We start from the raw sequence: 19,449 nt of genomic DNA, 5'->3' as shown, positions 1-19,449 counted from the left end.
CGCCCCCTTTCCCGCTTCCCCTTTTGCTTCAGGATCTTGCCCATGCTTGAACTCAGACCCAACTGTGAGTGCTGTGACCGGGATCTGCCCGCCGACACGGCGACGGCCTATATCTGCTCCTTCGAGTGCACCTTCTGCGCCGAGTGCAACGATCAGTATCTGCACCTGACCTGCCCCAACTGCGGCGGCGAGCTGGTCAGGCGCCCGCGTCGCCCGGCGGCCAAGCTGGTGAACCATCCCGCCTCCCTCCAGCGCATCTTCAATCCGGACCTCAAGGCGACCCTGGGCAAGGGGCGCTAGGGCCGCCGTCCCCATGGAGGAATACCTGCCGGCAAGGGGCGCCACTATCCTGCCCGTGTCTCCAGCCATCAGGGGAAGCGGTACGGCAGTGGAACCATGACGGGGTGGACAAGACCGGGCTGCTGGGGGGCTGTGCCGGTGGGCGAGCGCCCACCGGAAGGTTCGCGCGCAACCCTGGCGGGTTGCCGACGACACACTATGGCTTGGCGAACTGATCGGCGCTCAGCACCTCGATGCCAACGAAGGGCTGATCCCCCTCGACCCAGGCATCGTGCCCCGGCGGTATGGTGTAGGACTCGCCGGCGTTGATGGTCTTGAGGGTGCCATCTGCCAGGCGCACCGTGAGCGACCCCGAGACGGCGTAACCCAGGTGCGAGAGCTGGCATTGCTCCGTCTTGACGACAGGTTTTATGCAGTCAGACCAGCGCCAGCCGGGGGCGAAGTTGAACCGCCCTATGGTGTAGCCATCGAGTTTGACGACCTCGACCCGGGTCTTGTCGGGGGTGCGCACCTCGTCGGGGGCGCCGTGGGATCGCACCTGAAATTGAGTGACGGTGACTGGAGTTAACATGTTGCCTCCTCATTTCAAACGGATCGCAGCCCAGGGCCGCGACCGGATCGCCAGGAACACGCCGTGATCTCTCTGGTCAACACGTTGGCAAGGCACAGCGTCATCCCGGTAGGTGAAGTATTCGCCCAAACGGGCGCAGGCGCAGGGGAGGGAGGACCGTCACGGGCAAGTATTCGAGCCAGGGGCGGCGTCCCGGTTTTTTCCAGGTTGACGCCGTCGGTATAAACGCTGTTTTTTCAATCCCTTGTCTTGATAGTGCCAGGCGACGTGCCCCTGACAGTGCAGACCGGATGGATTGGGTGCCTGGGACCGAATGGCCCCTGGCCGGGGAGAGGATGCGGCGGATCAGCGCGGGATCCCCTCGAGGTGCAGCAGCGCCTGCTTGATGGGCAGGCCTCCCGCATAGCCGGTGAGGCTGCCGCTTTGGCCGATCACGCGATGGCAGGGGATGATGATGGAGAGCGGATTGCGGCCGTTCGCGGCCCCCACGGCGCGGCTCGCACTCGGCTTGCCGATGGCGCGGGCGATGTCGCCATAGCTGCGGGTCTCCCCGTAGGGGATGTCGCACAGCGCCTGCCACACCGCTTGCTGAAACGCCGTGCCCCGCGCCGCGAGCGGCAGCGTGAAGCGCTGCAGCCGGCCCGCGAAGTAGGCGTCAAACTCGGCGAGGCAGGGGGCGAGCGCCTCGCCGTCCTGCCGCCAGCCGCTCATGTCGGGCAAGGGGCGCAGCCCTGCCACAAAGTCCACGTGCACCAGGCCGCGATCGTCGATGGCGATCAGCAGCCGACCGCACAGGGTCTCCAGAAAGTCGTAACGGATCATGATGTCGTCTCCTCGTCCTGTTCAGGTCCGGGCTGCGTGAGCAGCGCCGGTTGTTCACTCATGGCGTGCCACAGCCAGCTCGCGGCATAGGCGCGCCACGGCTGCCAGGGGGCGCTGCGCACTGTCATCTGTTTAACCGGCAGCTTGTCACCGCCCCCGAGCGCCTTTTGCAGCACGAGATCCGAGGCGGGGAAGGCATCCGTGTCCAGCCCGCAGCGCAGCCGCCAGTAGGCGACCGTCCAGGGGCCTATGCCCGGCAGCGCGAGCAGTTGCTCGTCGCTCGCGCTGCCCAGGATGAGCGCGCCGCTCGCGAGCGCCGAGGCCAGCCCCTGCAGTGTGCGGATGCGGCTGCCCGGCATGCCGATGCCGTCGAGATCCAGCTCGCACAGCTGCGCCGGGGTGGGCAGCTGTGCTACCCCAAACTGCGCCAGGGTACGCGCCACCAGGCGCCCCATGATGGTGATGGCGCCCTTGACCGACACCTGCTGGCCGACGATGGCGCGCAGCATCACCTCGTATTCATCCCAGCCGCCCGGCAGCCGTACCCCTGGCCAGCGTGCCTGTATCCGCGCCAGCAGCGGATCTTGCCCGAGCAGCTCGCCGATGCGGCCCATGTCCGCGTCGAGATCCCACATGCGGCGCACGCGGTACAGGATGTCCGGCAGCGCGCCCGGCGGCAGATCCTGCACCGTCAGCCTGAGCTTCTCCCCCTCGACGGGTTCGATGCGGATGAGCCCCTCCTGATCGCCGACCCGGTGACGCCGCTCGTAACCGTGCTCATCCACCCGCTCCAGCCCCGGAATGGCGCGCAGCCGGTAGAACGCGAGCATGGCCCGGGCGTCGAACGGCGGGCGATACAAGAGATGCAGTTGCAGGCTCGATTGCGGCGCCGCCTCGCCAGTCCCCCCTTCCTGCTTGCGCAGGGCGCTCGGTGCGAGGCCATACGCCTGGTGCCAGGCGTCGTTGAAGCGACGAATGCTCGCAAAGCCAGATGCGAACGCCACGTCCGTGATCGGCAGCCTAGTCTCCGTCAGCAGCCGCTTCGCGAGCAGCAGGCGGCGCGTCTGCTCCACCTGTTTCGGCGACGCACCGAGGTGCTGCTCGAACTGGCGCCGCAGCGTGCGCTCCGTGAGCCCGGCCTGCGCCGCGAGCGTGCCCAGGCTGTGATCCGCGAGCTCGCCGCGCTCGATGCGTGCCAGCACCTGGGCGACGAGTGGCGGCAGATCCCCGCTCTGCGCCGGCGCGAGCTCGGGGCGACAGCGCAGACAGGGTCGCAACCCGTGCTGCTCCGCCGCCGCCGCGAAGCGAAAATACTGCACGTTGTGCTCGTGCGGTGCGCGCGCCGGGCACACGGGGCGGCAATAGATGCCGGTGGACAGCACCCCGGTGAAGAAGCGGCCGTCGAACCGCGCGTCTCGCGCGAGCCGCGCGGCGTGGCATTGCTCCCGGGTGAGGCCCGGGATGATCTCGTCCCTTTGGGATGAATGCGGGGGCACTGTGGTCATGACATGACTCGGATTGCTGTGGGCATGTCCCAGAGACTAAGCGGGTGCGAGGGGGGTGACTAGCCAGAAACGGACAGGGATAGCAAAAATAGTCGGGCAGGGGGAAAGCGGGCGCGAGATGAGTCGCGCCCGGGAGCGGTTATTTCAGGTAGCGCTGTTCGAGGTGCTTGCGCAGCCACTGCGGATTGAGCGCCTCGCCGGTCGCGCGGCGAATCAGCTCGTCCGTGCCGTGCAGGCTGCCCTGGGACCAGATGTGGCGGCCGAGCCAGTCGAAGATCTCCGGCAGGCGGCCGGACTCTACGAGCGTGCCCATGTCGCCGAGTTCACGCTCCAGCGCGAAGCGCAGCTGCGCCGCGTACATGGCGCCGAGCGTGTAGCTCGGGAAGTAGCCAAACGAGCCGTCCGTCCAGTGGATGTCCTGCATGCAGCCGTCCCGGTAGTTGCCGTTCGTGGACAGGCCGAGCCACTGCTGCATCTTCGCATCCCACAGCTCGGGGATGTCCGCGACCTCGATGCGCCCTTCCATCAAGTCCCGCTCCAGCTCGTAGCGCAGGATGACGTGCGCCGGGTACGTCACCTCGTCCGCATCGACGCGGATGAAGCCGGGCTCGACCCTGTTGTACAGCTTATCGAGGTTCGCCGGCGCGAGCGCGGCCTGCTCGCCGAAGTGCGCGCGGATGCGCGGCGCTATCAGCGAAAGGAACGCGGGGTGATGGCCGAGCTGCATCTCGCAGAACAGGCTCTGGCTCTCGTGAATGCCCATGGAACGCGCCTCGGCCACCGGCTGGCCGAGCAGTGTGCGCGGCAGGCCCTGCTCGTAGCGCGCGTGGCCCGTCTCGTGCACTATGCCCATCAGGCTGGAGACGAATTCGTCCTCGTTGTAGCGCGTGGTGATGCGCACGTCCGTCGGCACGCCGCCGCAGAACGGGTGGCTGCTCACGTCGAGCCGGCCGTGCGCGAAATCAAAGCCGAGCAGCCCCATCACCTCCTGGCCGAGCGCCTGCTGCGTCGCGACCGGGAACGGGCCTTGTGGCGTCAGGATCACGTCGCGCTTCTGCCGCTCGCTCACGGTCTGGATGAGGCCGGGCAGCCAGCTCGTGAGATCGCCGAAGATCTGGTCCAGCCTCGCGCTCGTCATGCCGGGTTCGTACAGCGCCAGCATGGCGTCATAGGGGCGCACCCCGAGCGCCTCGGCGCGCAGGCGTGCCACCTCCCGCGACAGGCGCACCACCTCTTTCAGGTTCGGGGCGAAGCCTGCCCAGTCGTTCTCCTTGCGCTGGCGGCGCCAGGCGTGCTCGCACTTGCTGCCGGTCAGGGAGAGCGCCTCCACCAGATCGCTTGGCAGCAGGCTCGCATCCTGCCAGTGGCGCTTGATCTCCGCGAGGTTCGCACGCTGGGTCGCATCCAGTGGTTCTTCTTCGGCCGCCGCTATCCAGTCGCCGAGTTCCGGGGCGGTGCGCTTGCCGTGGATCAGCACGCCGAGCTCCGCCATCGCCTCGGCGCGGGCCTCGTTGCCCCCCTCCGGCATCATGGCGGCTTGATCCCAGCCGCAGATGGCGGACAGGTGGGAGAGGCGGTGCAGTTGTTGCTGATGTTGTTCGAGTTTCTGATATGACATGGGATTGTCCTTGTTATCGTCCCTGATGGTATGCACCCCGTACCTGGCATGATCGGGGCCGTCCGATGCTAGCACTGTGCCGCGGGCGGGGGCCACCCTCAGGCAGTCAGCCTAGGCGCTTCTGGTGCCGTTCGCGGTTTTCCGCCTTCTTGCGCTCGCTCTTGCGCAGCAATACGTAGAGCGCGCCGCTGCCGCCGTGGCGGCGCTCGGCGCTGTGCATGGCCATCACGGCAGGCAGCTGTGGCAACCAGGCGCTGACATGGCTCTTGAGCAGGGCGCGCGGCGTGCTGCGCTCCCCCTTGCCGTGCAGGATCAGCAGGCAGCGGATGTCCCGCACTTCGCACTCCGCAATGAACTGCACCAGGGCGGTTCGCGCCTCGTTGAGCGTCTTGTGGTGCAGGTCGAGGGAGCCCTGCAACTCGTACTTGCCGAGGCGCAGCTTCTTGTAGACCCCCTCCTGCACGCCGTCACGCTTGAAGCCGATGATGGCATGGGGGTCCAGCATCTCGACAGCCTCAGTGCCGAGGTGATCCAGGGTGAGTTGCTCGGCGGTGGCGGCCTCCCGGCGCGCGAGCTGCGCCTCGGTCGGCTGGCCGTTGCCCGCAACGGGGGCGATGTGGTCGCTGCGCAGCGGCCGCACGTCGGCCACTTCCTGCAGGAACAGTGAGAGTTCGTCGTCATGAGACACGGCAGGCTCCCCGCATGAGAATGAGGGAGCCATTATAGCGGGCCTGGCCTGTGCTTAGAATGGCGGGGCGGGCGAGTGGGGGCCTTGCCCGGCGGGACGCCGTCTGCATCCCCCTTGATGGCAGGCCCCTGGGGGTTATTGTCCTTCTTTCGGCGGCTCGGCGTGCATCACCTTGTAGATGAAATAGACCGCATAGGCGCTGATGAGCAGGAAGGTGCCGATAATCACCAGCATGGACATCAGCCCCACGCTGTTGCCGAACATCAGGTTCATCCAGAATTCCATCTCGTTCACTCCTGTCATTGCGCGATGACAGGCATGATAAATACCCCTTTGGGAGGGTGGAGATGATCTCGATCAACTCCCTCCCTGGTTATTTAATCGGCATCGGATTCTGTGAGCAGGCTCCCATCCGGCACCCTCGTCGGGGGCAGGGGGGCCGAAAAGGCACTATTTGGCTCTCTCTGGCGCGGGGTCGGTGAGCGGCGTGATGCGCCAGCCCTGCTGCTCCAGCAGGGCGAGCAGCCCGTGCTCGCCGTAAAGATGCAGGGCCCCTACCACGATAAAGCTCTCGTTTGGCAGGCTCGGCCACTTCTTGACCCAGTTGCGGTTGCGCTCCGCCAGCAGGGTCTGCTCCAGCCAGGCCTGCAGCTTGGGTGGTGCCATCTCTTCTTTGAGCAGGTTGATCAGGGTGGCCTGATCCCCGTTCTGCCAGGCCGCCATGACCTCGGCGAACCCCTTCTCGAGCTCAGGCAGCTCGTCCAGGGTGCTCTCCAGCATCAGGGTCTGGTTGTCGCCGACGCTCGCGAGATAGCCGAGCTGCTCCAGCAGGGTCTCCAGCCCGATGATGGGCTTGCCGCCGTCGTTCGCCCGCTTGGCGAAGTGCTGATCCACCCCGAACTCGCCGCGAAAGCCGGTACGCTCCAGGGCCGCCTGGGTCAGGGTGATGGCCGCAAACCAGGGGCGCAGCGGGGCCAGCATGCTCTCGTTCAGACCGTTCTGGCCGGCGGCGATCAGGGTGCGACGGTAGAGGTCGATGGGCAGGTGATCCTTGAGGGTCTTGCCGTCCACGAGCCGGGTGATGGCGCCCATCTCCTGCCACTGCGCCTGGCTGATGTGGGTCATGTCCACCTCCATCACCAGGGCGCGGCTCTGCTGCCAGGCGCGCTCGACGGGGTCCGGCAGGGGGTAGAGAGAGGGTTTGCCCGCGTGGATGGACCCCAGCAGCCAGTGCTGCTCGCTGCCCTTGTTGATGCGGTAGAAGGCCGGATCGGCCATGGCATGGAGCGGCAGCAGCAGGCAGAGCAGGAAGGAGAGCAGCGTGGGATGGAATCTCATGAGGCACCTTATGTGAGCGGGATGAGTGCTCTATGATAAGTCCTCATTTGTCACAGCCAAGAGGTTTCCCATGCCCCACCTTCGTTTTCGGGCAGTTTCTGTCGACACCCTGCAGCGGATAAGCGGGCCCCTGATGGCGGATCTCTGCGCCCTGACCGGCGGCAAGCCGGAGTTCGTCACCCTGGAGTGCGTGCCGAGCCAGTGGGTACGAGATGGCCAGCCCGAGGCCGGTTTCCCCTTCGTGGAACTGGTCTGGTTCGAGCGCCCGCAAGAGATGCAGGATGCCGCCGCCGCCCTCATCACCCGACACCTGAAAGCGGTGCTGGGGGAGCAGACCTATGTGGTGGTGCAGGTGCTGCCCATAGTGAAATCCCACTACTACAGCAATGGCCAGCACTACTGAAAAATGCCGCCCCGTGGCCTCAGGCAGCGGGGCGGCATTTGTCTGGCGTCAGGCGGATTTGATCAGCAGCCGGTCCAGCCAGCGGCTTGGCAGCAGACGACGCAGCACGGCAAACAATTTGGTCGGGAAGGTGACGGGGTAGCGGTGCTTCGGACGCTTGCTCCTGAGCGCGTGCAGCAGCGGGGGTACGCAGGCCTCGCTCGGCAGGGTGTAGCCCCGGGCCCCCCCTTCGCGCTCCAGCCTCGCCAGCGTCTGGGCATAGGCGGCCTGATGGCGGCTCGCACTCGGGTCTATGTGGCGCAGGAAGGCGTCGCGGGCATTGGCGCGAAACCGGGTGTCGATGGGGCCGGGTTCAATCAGGCTGACGTGCACGCCGCTGCCCGTGAGCTCGAGGCGAAGGGTGTCGGTATAGCCTTCCAGCGCGAACTTGCTGGCGTTGTAGGCGCCGCGATACTTCATGGCCACCAGGCCAAGCACGGAGCTGTTCTGCACGATGCGCCCCTCGCCCGCAGTCAGCATGGGGGGCAGGATCTGGCGAATGAGGTGGTGCCAGCCGAACAGGTTGGTCTCGAACTGCTCGCGCAGCGCCTCGGTGGGCAGATCCTCCAGGGCGCCGGGCTGGCCGTAGGCGCCGTTGTTGAACAGGCCATAGAGGCGGCCCCCGGCCAGGGCCAGCGCCTCTGCCGCCCCCCGCTCTATGCTGGCGGTATCCGCCAGATCCAGCTGCACCGCCAAGAGACCCTGTTGCTGCAACAGGGCCACGTCCCCGGCCTTGCGGGCGGAGGCGATGACGGTGAAGCCGTGGGCGCCGAGCTTTCTTGCGGCGGCGAGGCCGATGCCGCTGGAGCAGCCTGTGATCAGAACGAAGCGGGACATGGTCGCATCCTTGTGGTGACGGGGCGGGCAAAAGTGCCAGCGGCTTTGCATGTTAACCCGCTGATCAGAAAAAAGAAAACCGGGCCAATCGGCCCGGTTTGCTGAAGTTCAACCCCCTGCTTACAGGATGGTGAACGGCATGATGATGTGGAACTTGACGTCATGCTCGGAGCTGAACATGTTCGGGTAGTACCAGCTGCCCTTGTCGTCCTGTTCGTTGTTGTAGTCGGTGTAGTGCAGCTTGAACAGGGTGCCCTTCAGCTTGCCATCCTGCACCGTGTACATGACGTCGAAGTTCGCCGCCCACTCTTTGCCGCCTTCCAGGGAGCTGTCGCCGTTGTTGGCATCCCAGCCGTAGGCACCGGAGATACCGGCGGCCCAGCCAGGGGCGCCCACCAGATCGTCCAGGGAACGGGTCACGCCGAAGAACACGGCCTTCTCGTCGTTGTGGTTCCAGTCAGAGCGGGAATCCCACCAGATCTCGTTCGCGCCCTGGGAGTTGCCGTAGCCGCGGGTCAGACGGGGCAGGTAGTTGCCCTGGTCACCCTCGGCCTTGGTCCACAGCCCTTCCAGACGGAAGCCATACTGGGCGTAGTTCCAGGAGGCGGTCAGCGCTTGCTGCCAGGCCAGGCCGTCGTAATCGTTGTTGTCGGTCTCGGAGCCGTAGAACTGGTAGCTGGTGTTCAGGCCACCCAGTACGTCGAACTTGTGGGCCAGCTTGAAGTGGTAGCTGTCCATGTAGCCTTCGGACTGACCGAAAGCACCCGTGATGGCGGTGCCGTTCTCGAAGGTGTAGCGCGCGGCCAGACCGTGGATGTAGTCGATCTTGTTCTCGTCGCTGAAGGGATCGCTGGCATAGGGGCTGCTCTTGGAGAAGCCGGCGGTGTTCTTGAACCAGGGCGCCTTGTATTCGTCGGCGATGGCGTAGGTCAGGTAGAGGCCGCCGAAGGTGCCTTCGATCTGGCCGCCGCGGTAGGTACCGGGTTGATAGGACCAGTTGACCCCCAGGATGCCGGGTACGTAGAGCTGGGTATAACCCCCCTTGGCGGTGACATGCTCACCGAACTTGAATTTCAGGGCGGCGTTGGAGAGGCTGAAGCCGTTCTCGGGGACGCCGTCACCACCTGAACCCCACTGGTCGCCCCAGAAGGAGAATTCGTTCTCTTCGTTGACGCCGTTGCTCTCGTCGACGGCCAGGTCATAGGCGCCGAAGCCGCCCAGGTCGATACCCACCACGTCCCAGGCATAGCCGGAGTTGAAGTTCAGGGCCGCCTGGGTGGTGGCATGGCTCAGGTTGGAGTGGTATTTGCCATCTTGGCCGGGGCCGGCCTGCTTGCGGTCACGCTCGCGCTGGAAGTAGAAGAGACCGCCGGTGACTTTGGCATCCTCGGTGAACGCCTCGTAGGACTTGCCGTACTCGGGGCTCATCATGTCCTGGGCTGCGAGCGCCATTCCCGGGGCGACCAGCGCCGCGACCACGGCGGCACTCAAGGCGGCGCGCTTGAAGATCACTTTTTCCATTTGTTATTGCTCCTGATTTTATGGACTTAGCTTTTTTATCCGGCAGTCGGACGCAGGCCCGCCGCTCGGTATTGGCATTGCAATCAAGGCCCCGCAGGGCAAAAAAACGTCTGTCTGTGCTGTGGCCCTTTCCCGGATGCCTTGGCGCATCTGTGATGGGCGGTCTGTATCGTGACAGTCTTTATTTTGTGTGTGCCGACCCTTGGCGATCGGACAACTCAAGAGTACGTTCGCGGTGCGAAATATCAACATGAAGTTCCCGCCAAGTTTCAAAAATATGACCGAGTGCAAATAATCATGATTCTTGATGTGGGCACTCCAAGCCCACGTACATCGGCAATGATAACGCTTTCATGTGGTGTTCACCGTTATCCTGTGCGGATCTTGTCGGGAAGGCAGAACTTTCTTTGTTAACTTTGCGGCAACATATAATTTTGTGTCACAAAAAAAGATTCGGCCTGCTCCGGATGCGCATCGCCGACGCAGGCAGGGGAGCCTTGTCTGCAACCCGGGTGCCGGCATGGGGGGAAGAGTCGCGAAGGATTGTTCCGGCCTCGCCGGCCTGTGGGCCCGGACTGGAGATCCCGGGGGCGAGTATGGGAGGAAACGCAGGCCCGGCACGGTGCCGGGCCCGGGATCAGGCCTGGCTCAGGATCCGGGGGATCTGCTGGGCCTGGTGGTGGATGTGCTCGGACACCTGCACCGAGAGGCGGCTACCCTGGCGGGCGTGCTGGCTGATGCGGCCGATGAGGGCGGCGAAGCTGGCGAGCCTGTGCTCCTGGCTGCGGGCGTTGTCGGCCCCCTGCAGCGCGATGACGGCGGTGCTGCGCGCCATCTCCCGCACCGTCTGGGTGGTCTGGCGCAGCTGTTCGGCCTGCTGGCGCTGATCGGCGGCCTCCGCGGTGATGCGGGACAGCACGGTGGCGAGCTGATCCCCCGCCTGGGTGAGGCTGGCCAGGATCTCGGTGATCTGGCCGAGGGAGCGCTGGGTGTCGGCGGAGAGGTGGCGCACCTCGTCGGCCACCACCGCAAAGCCGCGTCCCTGCTCCCCGGCGCGGGCCGCTTCGATGGCGGCGTTGAGCGCCAGCAGGTTGGTCTGCTGGGAGATGTGGCCGATGACGTCGACGATGGCGGTCACGTCCTCCACCGAGCGGGTCAGCTGGGCCAGGGCCGCGCTGCTCTCGTCGATGGCGAGCCCGGTCTGGGCGGTGGCCGTCAGCATGCCACCCACCAGCTGCTCGCTCTGGGTCATGGAGTGTTCGTTGTGCTGGGCGTGCTGGGCGATTTCGGCGGCGACCTGGTGCACCTCGCTGGCGAGCTGGTTGAGCTCCTGCATCATGGTGTCGCTCTCGTCCACCGCCTGCTCCGTGGTGCGGGTACTGTGATGGATCTCCTGCACCTGGGCCACCATCTCCTGCAGGCTGGAGGAGACGCTGGAGAGCTGCCCCGCCTTCTGCTGCTGATCCTGTTGCAGCCGCTCAATGAGGCGGTTGTAGCTCGCGACTATGTCCGCCAGCTCGTTGCGCTCGTGCCCCTGGGCCAGCAGTTGTGCCTGACCCGTGGCATCGAGCTGCAGGAAGGCGGCCCGCAGCCGCAGCAGGGGCCTGACCAGCCAGCGGCGTTGCACCAGGGCGAACAGCAGGGCGATCACCACCAGGCAGAGCGCCAGCACGCCGAGCACGGTGGCCAGTTCCCGGTTCACCGTCTGGCGGGCGGCAGCGAGCCGCTCTCCCAGCTGTTCCCCGGCCTGCAGTAGCTGGCTGATGTCCTGCTGCACCATCTGACGCGCGGCCTGCTGCTGTTGCAGCGCCTTGCGGCTGTTCTCCAGCTCCTGGGGATAGCGTTTGAGCAGCGAGATCAGCTCGGCTTTGGGCTGCTCCCCGAGCTCCTTGCGCTGCGGCTCCCCCAGGGTGAACTCGTCGGCCGGGGACTCCTCGAAGAGATCCAGGCTCGGCAAGGCCGCCAGGGAGTCCGCCTGCCTTTGCAGGGCGGCGAGCTCGAACTGCAGCCCTTCGAGGCGCTTGGCGCTCGCCTGCTCCATGTAGTTCTGGCGCTGGTGGGCGAGGGCGGGGAGGGCGGCCAGTATGTCGACGGCCCCCTGACGATACTGCTCGGCGAGCGCCGGATCCCGCCCGGCGGCGGCCCCCTGCTGGCCATAGCGCAGCAGGGCGCGGGCCTGGGTGGTCAACTCGTTCTCGGCATTTTGCAGCAACCACTGGCTGTTGCCGGAGAGCTTGCCCGCCGCCAGGTAGTCGCCGTCGATACGTGCCCCCATCTGTTCGAGCCGGGCCCGCAGCGGGCCGGTCAGGGTGTCGTCCTGGCTGGATAGCAGCGCCAGCGCCTGCTGGCGTACGCCCTGGGCCTGGGCCAGCAGCAGGGGATCCCCGCTGCCGAGGTAGTCGCGAAGCGCCCCTTGCAGGGAGCCGCTCAGCTGCCGCTGCAGTTGCTCCTGCTGGCGCTGGGCCTGCTCGGCCCGGTTGAACTGCTGCCAGCCCTGATAGAGGGCGGCGGCCTGAACACCGGCCACCAGCAACAAGACGAGGGAGGAGAGGGAGGCAAAATGGGCAATTTTCACTTTTCAGTCCTGCTTGAACCACGCAATGGGCGTGAGCTTAAGCAGGCCTGATGGCGTTTTTATGACAGAGGCTCTGCAACTGGCTGAGTCTTCGGTGTTTTCACCAGCAGGCCCAGCAGGGCGCCGCCCATGATAAGGGCCCCCGCCAGCAGATGGCGCGGGGTGAGCGCCTCGCCGTTGAGCCAGACCAGCAGCAGGGTGCTCAGCAAGGGGGTGAGGTAGGCGAGTGCGCCGATGCGGCGCGGATCCCCGTCCCGGAGCGCCAGATACCAGGTGACGAAGGCCGCCCCCATGGGGCCGAGGGCGAGCCCGGCGATGAGCAGCCAGTCACCCTGGGGGATCCGGGCGAATGGCAAGGGGCCTTCCAGCATCCATGCCAGCAGCAGGGCCAGGAGCCCTGCGGGCAGGCAGGCGGCGGCCGTGATCACGGCGGGAGCGGGAGGCAGGCGGCGGGAGAGCACGGAATAGGCGCCCCAGACGATGGCGGCGCCGAGCGCCAGCAGGTAGCCGGGCAAGTGGGCCTGTTGCAGTTGCAGGTGACCATCGACCATCACCAGCACCGACCCCGCGAGACCAAGGGCCCCGGCCAGCAGGTGGTGCAGGCTCAAGGGGTGGCCCGGCAGCAGCAAGGGGGTGAACAGGATGATGCACAGCGGCCACAGGTAGTTGATGAGGTTCGCCTCCAGCACGGGGGCGTGGCGAAAGCTTGTGAACAGCAGCAGGTGATAGAGCAGCAGGGCCGTGATGGTCACCAGCCAGGTGAGGGGGCTGGCGCGCCACTGGCGCCAGAATGGCAGGGTGCCCGCCCCGCAGAACAGCAGCACCAGCCCGACCAGCACCAGCGGCGAGACGCTGGTGATCCGGGAGGTGAGCGCGGCGAGGGAGGCCCACAACAAGATGGTGAGCAGGGCAAAACCGGTGGACTTGTCCCACCAGGAAGACGCAGGCATCCAACACTCCTTTGCAAGATGAATGAACGAAAAAGAGGGCCAGTCTAGCAGACTGGCCCTCGTCACACAGCGTTGCCGTGACGGTGCGGGTCAGGACTCCCGACTCGGGACGACCCCTGCCGCCGGGGCCAGGGACTGCCCCTTGACGTACCAGACGATGAGCGCCAGCACCAGCAGCGGCAGCACGGGGTCGAACCAGGTGCCGCCGGAGCCGAACATCAGGTTCAGCAGGGCGACGCCGGTGCCGCCGATGGCCCAGGCGATGGTGGTCGGGATGGACCAGACGATCATCTGCTGCTTGACGTCGGAGATCCCCATCATGCGGTTGACCACCCAGAACAGGCTGTCGTTGAAGTAACCGAAGAAGAGCGACCCCATGGTGGCGGCCTGGGCGGCCAGCAGCATGTTGACTCCGGGGATCTGCGCCAGGATGGGGGCGGAGATGGAGGCCGCCGTCACCATGGCCACGGTGCCGGACCCCTGGATGAGGCGCACCAGGGTCGCTACTATGAAGGGGATCAGGATGGGGGAGATGGGCAGCTGGGCGATCTGCTCGGCCAGTTGCTGACCCGCACCGCTGTCGCGCAGCACGGCCCCCAGCGCCCCGCCGGCACCGGTCACCAGCAGTATGATGCCGGCGGATTGCAGCCCCTCTTCCAGGCGGGCTGCGGTGGCGTGCCTGTCCATGTGCGGGACCAGGGTATAGACCGCCAGCAGCACGCTGATGGCGAGCGCTATGATGGGGGTGCCGATGAAGTTGATGCCCTGCACCAGGGGGTTCGCCATCAGGCCGTCCATGCCCTCCAGGGTGGCCAGGGTGGTGAAGATGGCCTTGACGAAGATGAGCACTATGGGCACCAGGATCGGCAGCAGCGACAGGGTCAGGCTCGGCAGGGTCTTGCCCTCCTTCTCCTTGAGGTACTGCTCATAGGTGGCTTGCAGCTCGTCCGGGGTCTGGGCGGCCTGGGCACCGAACTCGGGGTACTTCTTGTCGAGCCACTGGGCGTAGAAGACGATGCCGAGCACGCAGGGGATGGCCAGGGCCATGCCGGTCAGCAGCATGGCGCCGATGTCCACGCCAAACAGGCCGGCAACCCCCAGCGGGCCCGGGGTCGGCGGTACGGTATGGTGGGTGACCACCAGGCCGCCCGCGAGCGCCACCCCCAGGGTGAGCAGGGAGCGCTTGCCGCTTTTCGCCAGCGCCTTGGCCACCGGATAGAGGATGACGAAGGCGGAGTCCACGAAGATGGGGATGCTGACGATGTAGCCCGTGATGGCCAGGGCCCACTCCTCGCGGCGCTTGCCGAGCCACTTGATGAAGCTGTAGGCGATCTGTTCGGCGGCGCCCGACACCTCAAGCAGGCGACCCATCATGACCCCGAGGCCAATGACGATGCCGATGCTGCCGAGGGTGGAGCCAAAGCCCTGGGTGATCACGGTGAGGGTCTTGTCGATGCTCATGCCGCCGGTGATCCCGGCGATGCAGGCCGCCGCCAGCATGGCGATCAGGGCATGCACCCGGGTACGGATGACCAGGAACACCAGCACGAAGACCGCGATGATGAGACCGATGATGGGGGTTGGGATGTCGCTCATGATGCCTCCTGCATGTCATGGGTGATGAAACTGTCGATGATGTCGGCAAACGTCCTGTCTGCCGCGAAGCCGAGGGCGCTGGCCCGCTGGTTGTCGATGCGTCCCGGCCAGCTCGCCACGATGCGCTCGATGGCCGGATCGGCGGCAAACTGCACCCGATCCCGGGCCGCCTGGCCACCGGCCCGGGCGAGGGCCTCCAGCATTTCGCCGACGGTCACGCTGATGCCGGGCAGGTTGATGCTGCGGGCGTCACCGGTGGCGGGAAGTCTGGCCGCCAGCAGGAAGTTCGCGACCACGGTGGCGGGGCTGGAGAGCCAGAGGCGCAGATCCGGGCTCACCGGGCAGATGGCGCTCTCCCCTTGCAGCGGCTCGCGGATGATGCTGCTGACAAAGGAGGAGGCGGCGCGGTTCGGCTTGCCCGGCCGCACGCAGATGGTGGGCAGGCGCAATACCAGACCGTCGACGAAGCCCTTGCGGCTGTAGTCGTTGACCAGCAGTTCCCCCATGGCCTTCTGGGCGCCGTAGGAGGAGGTGGGGGTCAGGGCGGTACCGTCGTTTACCAGCTCCGGCAGCAGGCCGCCATAGACGGCGAGCGAGCTGGTGAAGACGAAGCGGATGCCGGGCCGGGCATGGCGGCACGCCTCCAGCAGGGTGCGGGTGGTGTCCAGGTTGACCTGCCAGCCCAGATCGAAGTCCTGCTCCGCGTGGCTGCTGACGATGGCGGCCAGGTGGTAGACCACGGCGGTCCGCTCGCTGATGAGGGACTCGGCGACACCGGGTTCGGTGAGGTCGGCCCGCAGACAGCGAACCCTGGGGTCCGGCAGGGGGGATTGCGGCTGCTGGATGTCCACCAGCAGCAGCTCGGTGAAGGGGTGGGGGCCTTGCAGCAGGGCCCGGGCCAGTTTCTGGCCCAGGAAGCCACCGCCGCCGGTGATGATGATCTGCATCTTGTTATCCTCAGACTCGTTCATGTTCAGGGTCGTTATTGTTGTGTCAGCCAGCCCAGCCCTTCCCGGGTGCCGGCTCTGGGGTTGTACTCGCAGCCTATCCAGTCGTGGTAGCCCGCCTGCGCCAGCACCTTGAACAGGTGGGGGTAGGCGATCTCCCCCTCGTCCGGCTCGTGGCGATCCGGCACCGAGGCGATCTGGACGTGGCCGATGGCCGGGCCCAGCTTGCCGATGAGACGGGTGAGATCCCCGTCCATGATCTGGGCGTGATAGAGGTCGAGCTGCACTCCCACGTTGGGTCTGTCTATCTCCTGCACCAGGGCCAGGGCGTCGAGCTGGTGGGCCAGGAAGTAGCCGGGCACATCCCGATCGTTGAGTGGCTCGAGCAGTACCTTGATGCCGTCTTCGGCCAGGAAGTCGGCGGCGAAGCGGATGTTGTCGATCAGGGTCTGGCGGTGGGCCGAGAGGCTGTGTGCCGGGTCCACGATGCCGCTCATGGCGTGCACCTTGGTGCAGCCGAGCGCCAGGGCATAGTCACGCACGTTTGGCAGGTGGCCGCGAAACTCCGCTTCCCGCCCCGGGATGGCGGCCATGCCGCGCTCCCCCGCGCCCCAGTTGCCCGGCGGCATGTTGAACAGGGCCTGGGAGAGTCCCTGCTCGCGCAAGCGGCGGCCCAGCTCTGCGGCCGGCCACTCGTAGGGGAAGAGGAACTCCACCGCCTCGAAGCCTGCGTCGCGGGCGGCGGCGAAGCGCTCCAGGAAAGGCAGCTCGGTAAACAGCATGGTGAGATTGGCGGCAAACTTGCTCATGGTTTCATCCTCCTCAATTCATCAATTTCGGGTTCGCTCAGGTAGCGGATGGAGTGGCCATGAAGCATCAGTGCCAGGCGCGCCGTCTCCTCCAGCTCTTCCATGTTGTTGACCGCATCCACCAGATCCTTGCCCGTCACCACGGGGCCGTGGTTGGCAAGCAGGAAGGCGTTGCCTTCGGGGGCGCGGCGCCCCAGCTCCTCGGCGATGCGGGCATCCCCCGGTTTGTAGTAGGGGATGAGCGGCAACTGGCCGACCCGCATCACGTAGTAAGGGGTGAAGGGGCGGATGACGTTGGCCGGATCCAGCCCCTCCAGACAGGAGAGGGCGGTCAGGTGGGTGCAGTGCAGGTGCACCACGGCCCGGCAGTCCGGATTGTTGTGGTAGATGGCGAGGTGGAAGGCCACCTCCTTGGAGGGGCGATCTCCCCCCAGGTGTTCCCCCTGCAGGTTGACGTGAGAGAGCCTGTCGGCGCTGAGCCGTCCCAGGCAGGAGCCGGTCGGGGTGGCGATCAGGGTGCCGTCCGGCAGCAGGGCGGAGAGGTTGCCGGCGCCCCCGGTGGCATAACCGCGCTGGAAGAGGGAAGCCCCCAGCATCACCATGGTGTCGCGCAGTGCCTGTTCAGTCATGGAAGTACTCCTGAGCCTTGTCGAAGAAGTCGTCGCGCCCGAAATTGCCGGATTTGAGGGCCAGCGACAGGGGGGCGTCGATGGCCCGCACCCAGGGCACACCGGGGGCGATCTGCGGTCCTATGTGGAACGCCTTGACGCCGAGGGCCTGGGTGACCCGGCTCGAGGTCTCGCCACCGGCGATGATGAAGCGGTCCACGCCGGCGCCTTGCAGCAGTTGGGCGAGGCGGGCAAAGCAGTGTTCCACCGCGTCGCTGGCCGCCTGCTGGCCGTGGGTTTCCTGAATGCGGGCCAGCTCCACCGGGCTGGTGGTGGCGTAGACCAGCGGCGCCGGGGTCCGGGGCTGGTCCAGTACCCAGTGCGCCAGCTCGGCCGGGTAGTCGGCATCCTCGAGGCAGCGCACCACATCCAGCGCCAGGGCAGGGGCGTGCTGGCGATAGCGGGCCACCTGACGGTTGGTCATCTCGGAGCAGGAGCCCGACAGCACCGCGGCGCGGGTGCCTCTGGGCCAGCCCGCTTCGCGGGCACCCTGCAGATCGCCGCTGCCAAGCTGACGGGCCAGGCCGATGGCGAGACCGGAGCCGCCGGTCACCAGGGGTATGTCGAGGGCGGCGGTGGCGATGTCCAGCAGGTGCTGCTCGGTCAGGGTGTCGACCACGGCGTAGCGCACACCAGCTTGCGTTAGCTGCTCAAAGGCGTCGGCAATGGCGCCGGGACCTTGTGCGATGGTATTGAACGGTACCAGACCGGCGCGGCCCTGGGCTTGCCCCTCCATCAGCCGCAGCAGGTTGCTGTCGGTCATGGGGGTGATGGGGTGGTGGCGCATGCCGGACTCGGCCAGCGGCTGGTTCCCCACGAAGAGGTTGCCCTGATAGACGGTGCGACCATTCACCGGCAGGGCCGGACAGATCAGGGTGAACTTGCTCTCCAGCGCCGCCAGCAGGGCGTCGGTGACGGGGCCGATGTTGCCCGCTGCCGTGCTGTCGAAGGTGGAGCAGTACTTCTGGTAGATGCGCGGGCAGCCGCGGGCCTTGAGCCAGTCGAGGGCCGCCAGGGAGTCGCGCACCGCTTCGCCCGCGGGGCAGGAACGGCTCTTGAGGCTGATCACCACGGCATCGACCGGGGGCAGATCCCCATCATGCTCCGGCACGCCGGCGAGTTGCAGGGTGGAGAGGCCGTTCTCCACCAGGAAACCGGCGATGTCGGTGGCGCCGGTGAAGTCGTCTGCGATGACACCGAGTTTCATAGCAGTTCCTCCTGACCCGGCAGCTGGATGCCGGAGAAGATCTTGATGACGGCGCTGTCATCTTCCTGGCCGTGCCCTGCGTTGCTGGCGCCGAGGAACATGTTCAGCGCCGTGCTCGCGAGCGGCAGCGGGAAGCGCAGCGCCTTGGCGGTGTCCGCTACCAGGGTGAGATCCTTGACGAAGATGTCCACTGCGGAGCGGGCCTGGTAGTCACCGGCCAGCACCCGGGGCATGCGGTTTTCAAACATCCAGGAGTTGCCGGCGGCATGGGTCACCACGTCATACATGAGATCCAGGGATACGCCTGCCCGGCTGGCCAACGCCATGGCCTCGGCGGCCACCGCGATGTGCACCCCGGCCAGCAGCTGGTGGATGATCTTGACCGTGCTGCCCTGGCCCGGCTCGCTGCCGACCCGGTAGACCTTGCCGGCCACCGCATCCAGCACCGGGGCCAGCTTGTCGAAGGCGGCGTCTGAGCCTGCGGCCATCACCGTCATCTCGCCGGCATCGGCCTTGATGGCACCACCGGAAACCGGCGCATCCAGCATCGGCAATCCCATCAGCGCCAGCTCGGCGGCCAGGGCGCTCGCCTCCTCGGCGGCTATGGTGGAAGAGACCATGATGGCGGTGCCCGGTTTGAGGTGGTGGGCCAGCCCCTCGTTGCCGAGCAGGATGCGGCGCACCTGGGTGGCGTTGACCACCAGCAGCAGCACCGCATCGAGCGTCTCCGCCAGGGGGCGGGCATCGGCCATGACGGCGGTGGCACCGGCCTGTTGCAGCTGGTTGCGCGCCTCTTCATTGAGATCGATGCCGTAGGTGGTGAGCCCGGCCCGCAGGCAGGAGCGGGCGGCGCCCATGCCCATGGCGCCCAGGCCGATGACCGCAACATGATAGGGAGTGCTCATCTCGTGATTCCTCGATTACGACTGATGAGCCGATAGTAGAGGCTTGCGGCGATGAAATATCAGGCAGTCGTCACAAAAAATAACTTATTTTGTGTTAATTTTTGTTATTCATGAGGGTTGAGATTCTTTTGAATCAATAAATGGCGCTAT

Annotated in this window: 19 protein-coding genes; 2 read left to right on the top strand and 17 right to left on the bottom strand. The window is 66.2% G+C overall.

Annotated elements, in window-relative coordinates:
* Positions 1-42: 42 nt before the first annotated feature.
* Positions 43-300 (top strand): DUF1272 domain-containing protein, encoded by a 258-nt coding sequence (locus R2B70_RS15300; protein ID WP_042074882.1) that lies wholly within the window; start codon positions 43-45, stop codon positions 298-300.
* Between the two features lie 196 nt (positions 301-496).
* Here the strand turns inward: R2B70_RS15300 and R2B70_RS15295 are convergent, their stop codons facing one another.
* The 7 genes from R2B70_RS15295 to R2B70_RS15265 form a co-directional block, all read right to left on the bottom strand.
* Positions 497-871, bottom strand: coding sequence for a cupin domain-containing protein (locus tag R2B70_RS15295; protein WP_254203712.1), 375 nt, complete (start codon positions 869-871; stop codon positions 497-499).
* A 345-nt stretch (positions 872-1,216) separates the two neighbouring features.
* Positions 1,217-1,693, bottom strand: a complete 477-nt coding sequence (locus R2B70_RS15290; protein ID WP_318161909.1) for a methylated-DNA--[protein]-cysteine S-methyltransferase — start codon at positions 1,691-1,693, stop codon at positions 1,217-1,219.
* Entirely contained in the window at positions 1,690-3,198 is a 1,509-nt protein-coding gene (locus R2B70_RS15285; protein ID WP_318161908.1) for a DNA-3-methyladenine glycosylase 2 family protein, read from the bottom strand. Before R2B70_RS15285 ends, R2B70_RS15290 begins: the two co-directional genes overlap by 4 nt.
* A 139-nt stretch (positions 3,199-3,337) precedes the next feature.
* Positions 3,338-4,816 carry a carboxypeptidase M32 gene (locus tag R2B70_RS15280; protein ID WP_318161907.1) on the bottom strand — a complete coding sequence of 493 codons (1,479 nt, stop codon included), beginning with the start codon at positions 4,814-4,816 and terminating at the stop codon, positions 3,338-3,340.
* A 106-nt stretch (positions 4,817-4,922) separates the two neighbouring features.
* A complete protein-coding gene (gene smrA, locus R2B70_RS15275) occupies positions 4,923-5,504 on the bottom strand; it encodes a DNA endonuclease SmrA (protein ID WP_216990864.1) in 582 nt (193 codons plus the stop codon).
* Positions 5,505-5,639: 135 nt separating this feature from the next.
* On the bottom strand, positions 5,640-5,789 hold the full coding sequence (locus R2B70_RS15270; RefSeq protein ID WP_081805766.1) for a DUF3149 domain-containing protein: 150 nt from the start codon (positions 5,787-5,789) through the stop codon (positions 5,640-5,642).
* Between the two features lie 165 nt (positions 5,790-5,954).
* Positions 5,955-6,842 (bottom strand): TraB/GumN family protein, encoded by an 888-nt coding sequence (locus R2B70_RS15265; protein ID WP_318161906.1) that lies wholly within the window; start codon positions 6,840-6,842, stop codon positions 5,955-5,957.
* Between the two features lie 70 nt (positions 6,843-6,912).
* On the opposite strand from R2B70_RS15265, the gene R2B70_RS15260 reads away from it, so the two are divergent.
* Positions 6,913-7,245 carry a DUF1904 family protein gene (locus R2B70_RS15260; RefSeq protein WP_182976023.1) on the top strand — a complete coding sequence of 111 codons (333 nt, stop codon included), beginning with the start codon at positions 6,913-6,915 and terminating at the stop codon, positions 7,243-7,245.
* A gap of 48 nt (positions 7,246-7,293) precedes the next feature.
* Here the strand turns inward: R2B70_RS15260 and R2B70_RS15255 are convergent, their stop codons facing one another.
* From R2B70_RS15255 to ltnD, 10 genes are all read right to left on the bottom strand, one after another.
* On the bottom strand, positions 7,294-8,121 hold the full coding sequence (locus tag R2B70_RS15255) for an SDR family oxidoreductase (RefSeq protein WP_318161905.1): 828 nt from the start codon (positions 8,119-8,121) through the stop codon (positions 7,294-7,296).
* A gap of 120 nt (positions 8,122-8,241) precedes the next feature.
* A complete protein-coding gene (locus R2B70_RS15250) occupies positions 8,242-9,642 on the bottom strand; it encodes an OprD family outer membrane porin (protein ID WP_209793967.1) in 1,401 nt (466 codons plus the stop codon).
* 637 nt (positions 9,643-10,279) lie between these two features.
* A complete protein-coding gene (locus R2B70_RS15245; RefSeq protein ID WP_318161904.1) occupies positions 10,280-12,217 on the bottom strand; it encodes a methyl-accepting chemotaxis protein in 1,938 nt (645 codons plus the stop codon).
* A gap of 59 nt (positions 12,218-12,276) precedes the next feature.
* The gene (locus R2B70_RS15240) at positions 12,277-13,167 is read right to left on the bottom strand and encodes a DMT family transporter (protein ID WP_198497910.1); all 891 of its coding nucleotides are present in this window, start codon (positions 13,165-13,167) and stop codon (positions 12,277-12,279) included.
* A gap of 90 nt (positions 13,168-13,257) precedes the next feature.
* Positions 13,258-14,763, bottom strand: coding sequence for a GntP family permease (locus R2B70_RS15235; RefSeq protein ID WP_198497911.1), 1,506 nt, complete (start codon positions 14,761-14,763; stop codon positions 13,258-13,260).
* Positions 14,760-15,710: a D-erythronate dehydrogenase gene (gene denD / locus R2B70_RS15230; protein ID WP_318161903.1), complete on the bottom strand. Its 951-nt coding sequence runs from the start codon at positions 15,708-15,710 to the stop codon at positions 14,760-14,762. Before denD ends, R2B70_RS15235 begins: the two co-directional genes overlap by 4 nt.
* Positions 15,711-15,745: 35 nt before the next feature.
* Positions 15,746-16,519 carry a 2-oxo-tetronate isomerase gene (otnI, locus tag R2B70_RS15225; RefSeq protein WP_318161902.1) on the bottom strand — a complete coding sequence of 258 codons (774 nt, stop codon included), beginning with the start codon at positions 16,517-16,519 and terminating at the stop codon, positions 15,746-15,748.
* The gene (locus R2B70_RS15220) at positions 16,516-17,148 is read right to left on the bottom strand and encodes an aldolase (RefSeq protein ID WP_041214644.1); all 633 of its coding nucleotides are present in this window, start codon (positions 17,146-17,148) and stop codon (positions 16,516-16,518) included. The genes otnI and R2B70_RS15220 overlap by 4 nt, the downstream gene beginning before the upstream one ends.
* Positions 17,141-18,394, bottom strand: a complete 1,254-nt coding sequence (gene otnK, locus R2B70_RS15215) for a 3-oxo-tetronate kinase (RefSeq protein ID WP_318161901.1) — start codon at positions 18,392-18,394, stop codon at positions 17,141-17,143. Before otnK ends, R2B70_RS15220 begins: the two co-directional genes overlap by 8 nt.
* Positions 18,391-19,299 carry an L-threonate dehydrogenase gene (ltnD, locus tag R2B70_RS15210; protein ID WP_209793959.1) on the bottom strand — a complete coding sequence of 303 codons (909 nt, stop codon included), beginning with the start codon at positions 19,297-19,299 and terminating at the stop codon, positions 18,391-18,393. Before ltnD ends, otnK begins: the two co-directional genes overlap by 4 nt.
* Positions 19,300-19,449: the final 150 nt, after the last annotated feature.

The sequence above is a fragment of the Aeromonas sp. XH genome (assembly GCF_033348475.1).
Lineage (GTDB): Bacteria > Pseudomonadota > Gammaproteobacteria > Enterobacterales > Aeromonadaceae > Aeromonas > Aeromonas sanarellii.
Note: the sequence above shows the minus strand (reverse complement) of the source record. Positions and strands in the feature narration are given on the sequence as shown.